The following is a 3,866-nucleotide window of genomic DNA, read 5'->3' on the forward strand; positions in this document are numbered from 1 at the left end:
CCCCGAGTCCCCGCCCGCCCTGCCCTGCCGCGACCGCCCCAGCCCGAACCACGACGCCCGGCCCGAGGCCACGCCGATCGACATGCTGGTGCTGCACTACACCGGCATGAAGTCGGCCGCCGAGGCGCTGGACCGGCTCTGCGACCCGGCGCCGCCGGCGCCGCTGCGCCCGGTCTCCTGCCACTACCTGGTGGAGGAGGACGGGCTGGTCTGGCGCCTGGTGCCGGAAGAGCGCCGCGCCTGGCATGCCGGCGCCTCCTTCTGGCGCGGCCACAGCCTGCTGAACGCCCGCAGCATCGGCATCGAGATCGTCAATCCCGGCCATGAATGGGGCTACCGCCCCTTCCCGGCGCTGCAGATGGCGGCCGTCGCCGAGCTCTGCCTGGAGATCCTCGGCCGCCATCCGATTCCGCCGCGCAACGTGGTCGCCCACAGCGACATCGCCCCCGACCGCAAGGAAGACCCGGGCGAGCTGTTCGACTGGCAGGGGCTGGCCAGCCTGGGCATCGGCCTCTGGCCCGCGATCGATGGCCGCGACCTCTCCGCCGTCCCGGATGGCGAGGCCCGAGCGGCGGCCTTGCTGAGGCGAATCGGCTTCCCGCTGGACGGCGTGGACCTGCCGACCGTGCTGACCGCCTTCCAGCGCCACTGGCGCCAGGACGCCATCACCGGGCGCGCGGATGCGGGGACGCTGCTGCGGCTGCAGGCGGTGGCGGAGCTGTCGGAGAAGTAAGGCCGAAGGCCAGGGGAATGAATTCCCCTGGACCCCTTCTTCTTTCTGTCCGTGCTGCCGCGCCCGGGTTTCCCGCGGGACGCTGCCTGCCGCAAGAATCGCATGCAATAAACGCCGCGGCGCCCTGGTACCGGTTGCAGTCATGGCGCTGGACCTGCCATGGCCGTTAACAGAAAAGAATGATGGGGGTCTGGGGGAAGAATTCATTCTTCCCCTAGCCTTCCAATTCTTCTCATCCCTGAAATCCCAGAGTTTTCCCATTGACGCGTCCCTGCCGACAGCGCACATGGCGCGTCGCGTCAGACGGCCGGGCGGCCGCTGGTCCTGGACTGGTTCCAGGGCTGGAGGAAAGTCCGGGCTCCACGGGAATACGGTGCTGGTCAACGGCCAGCGAGGGCGACCTCAGGGAAAGTGCCACAGAAATCAGACCGCCAGCCCGGCTTGCCGCGCTGGTAAGGGTGAAACGGTGCGGTAAGAGCGCACCGCGCCCCTGGCAACAGGGGCGGCACGGTAAACCCCACCGGGAGCAAGGCCGAATAGGGGTGGCCGGCGGAAGTCCTGCAAGGGACTCGACCGCGGGGACGTTTCCCGTCCTGCCACCCGGGTTGGCCGCGAGAGGCATGCCGCGAGGCATGTCCCAGAGGAATGGTCGCCTCATCCTGACGGCATTGCCGGCAGGGTGGACAGAACCCGGCTTACAGGCCGTCTGACGCTTTTCCCCGATTTCCTCACAAACCCAACAGTGATGACACCGTTGTGGCACTCCACGCGCTAGATTCCTGTTTTATCAGCTTTTGACCTGGGCCTTTCGCGGGGTTTTACCCTTGCTGCCCAGAGAGAACCCATGATATCCCATGGCATCCCATGAACGATCCGGAGCTCGGGGGGGCGAAGGGTCGGTTTAGGGGATGGTCGGGTGAGCTGGCGGGGTCGGGGGGCCCCGCCGGCCGCTTCCCCGATCGTTGGCTTGATCACCGCCGCAGGGGGACAGGGCGGCATCGATGACCCGGTTCATGGGAACTCACACCAATCGGCTGGACCGCAAGGGACGGGTTTCCGTCCCTGCGCCCTTTCGTGCGGAGCTGACCCGGCTGGGCACCGAGGAGGTCGTCCTTCGGCCTTCCCACCGCATGGCCTGCGTGGAGGCCTGGCCGCTGCCGGCCTTCGAGGCGATGAGCGGCGGCCTCGACAATTACGACATCTTTTCCGACGCGCAGGACGACATGGCGGCGGCCCTCTTCGCCGATGCCTGGCCGATGCGTCCCGATGGTGAAGGCCGGATCATGCTGCCCGAGGAGCTCATCGCCCATGCCGGCCTGGGCGAGACCATCGCTTTCGTGGGCCTCGGCCGCATCTTCCAGCTCTGGGAGCCGGCCGCCGCCAAGCGCCGCACCGAGGAAGCCCGGGCCCGCGCCCGCGAGCGCGGCCTGACCCTGCCCGGCGCCGCGCCGGCCCGTGCGGGAGCGGCCGAATGACCGATCCCGTCCTGAGCCCCGTCGTCGCCGCCGATCCCGGGCCCAATCCCGGCCACCTGCCGGTGATGCTGGCCGAGGTGCTCCACGCCCTCGCCCCGCGCGACGGCGCCACCTATCTGGACGGCACCTTCGGCGGCGGCGGCTATGCCCGCGCCATCCTGCAGGCGGCCGGCTGCACCCTCTACGCCACCGACCGCGACCCCGACGCCATCGCCCGCGGCGCGCCGCTGGTCGCCGCCTTCGCGCCGCGGCTGCAGCTGGTCGAGGGCCGCTTCGGCGAAATGGCCGGGCTCATGGCCGAGCGCGGCGTGACGCAGCTCGACGGCGTGGTGCTGGATCTCGGCGTCTCCTCCTTCCAGCTCGACCAGGCCGAGCGCGGTTTTTCTTTCAGATTCGACGGCCCGCTGGACATGCGGATGGAAAAGGCGGGCCCTTCGGCCGCCGATCTGGTGAACCGCCTGCCCGAGGCCGAGATCGCCACCATCCTCTGGGAGCTTGGCGAGGAACGGCATTCGCGCCGGATCGCCCGCGCCATCGTCGCCGCCCGCAAGGAGGCGGCGATCGAGACCACCGGCCGGCTGCGCTCCGTCATCCATTCGGTGATGCCGCGCGATCCTTCCGGCATCGACAGCGCCACCCGCTCCTTCCAGGCGCTGCGGCTGAAGGTCAATGACGAGCTCGGCGAGGTCGAGCGCGGCCTGGCCGCCGCGGCTTCGCTGCTGGCGCCCGGCGGGCGGCTGGTGGTGGTCGCCTTCCATTCGCTGGAAGACCGCATCGTCAAGCGCTTCATGCAGGCCGCCGCCGGCCGCGCCCCCGGCACCTCGCGCCACGACCCTTCGGCGCTGCTCGGCGGCCACCGTCAGGCCGCCTTCCGCCTTGTCACGAACAATGCCCAGCGTCCCGGGGAGGCCGAACTCTCGGTCAATCCGCGCGCCCGCTCCGCCCGGCTTCGGGCGCTTGAGAAACTGGAGACGGCCTGATGTTCCGCCCCCTGACCGTGCTTGCCATCGCCGCCTTCAGCCTGGTCGGCTGGCACGTCTACCGGGCCGAGGAGGTCGCCACCCAGCTGGACCGCGAGCTGCGCGACGTGAACAAGCGCATCGAGGTGGCGCGCGAGCGCAGCCAGGTGCTGCGCGCCGAATGGGCCCTGCTGAACGAGCCGGAGCGGCTGCGCCAGGTGACCAAGCAGCACCTGCCGCTGGAGACCATGGCGCCGGCGCAGTTCCTGCGCATGGCCGATCTGGAGCGCCGCCTGCCGCAGGCCGTCGCCTTCGCCGGCCCGGTCAGCCTGTTCGGCTCGGCGCCGAACACGGCGGTGGCCAATGCCACGCCGGGCGGCCAGGCGGTGCAGGCGCTGGTCGCCGGCGCCGCGGTCGCCGCCCCGGCCGCGGTCGCCGTCGCCATGCCGGCGGCCCGCGCCGTCGCCGCCGCCGCGCCGCATGTCGACTCCCGCCCCGAGCCGGTGCGCGTCGCCCGTGCCGAGCCCCGCCCGGAGCCGCGTCCGGAACCGCGCCAGGAGGCCCGCGCCGAGCCGCGCGTGGTGCATGCCCCGGCGTCCCGCCCCGAGCCGCGCCCCGAAGCCCGGCAGGAAGCGCGCGCCGTCGAGCGCGCCGAGCCCCGGCCGGAGCCGCGCCCCGAGCCGCGCGCCACCGTCTCGC

Annotated in this window: 4 protein-coding genes and 1 other RNA gene; all 5 read left to right on the forward strand. The window is 71.5% G+C overall.

Annotation, left to right across the window (positions count from 1 at the left end):
• Positions 1 to 19 precede the first annotated feature (19 nt).
• Positions 20 to 733, forward strand: coding sequence for an N-acetylmuramoyl-L-alanine amidase (locus tag BKE38_RS28060; RefSeq protein WP_242662605.1), 714 nt, complete (start codon positions 20 to 22; stop codon positions 731 to 733).
• Positions 734 to 1,032: 299 nt separating this feature from the next.
• Positions 1,033 to 1,447: RNase P RNA component class A (gene rnpB / locus BKE38_RS28065), an RNA gene on the forward strand.
• 287 nt (positions 1,448 to 1,734) lie between these two features.
• A complete protein-coding gene (mraZ, locus tag BKE38_RS28070; RefSeq protein WP_076960450.1) occupies positions 1,735 to 2,208 on the forward strand; it encodes a division/cell wall cluster transcriptional repressor MraZ in 474 nt (157 codons plus the stop codon).
• Positions 2,205 to 3,188, forward strand: coding sequence for a 16S rRNA (cytosine(1402)-N(4))-methyltransferase RsmH (gene rsmH / locus BKE38_RS28075; RefSeq protein ID WP_076960451.1), 984 nt, complete (start codon positions 2,205 to 2,207; stop codon positions 3,186 to 3,188). The genes mraZ and rsmH overlap by 4 nt, the downstream gene beginning before the upstream one ends.
• A partial coding sequence (ftsL, locus tag BKE38_RS28080) for a cell division protein FtsL (RefSeq protein WP_420014344.1) occupies positions 3,188 to 3,866 on the forward strand: 679 nt, incomplete at its 3' end. The genes rsmH and ftsL, both read left to right, overlap by 1 nt.

Origin of the sequence: Teichococcus deserti, assembly GCF_001982615.1 — a bacterium.
GTDB classification, from domain to species: Bacteria; Pseudomonadota; Alphaproteobacteria; order Acetobacterales; family Acetobacteraceae; genus Pseudoroseomonas; species Pseudoroseomonas deserti.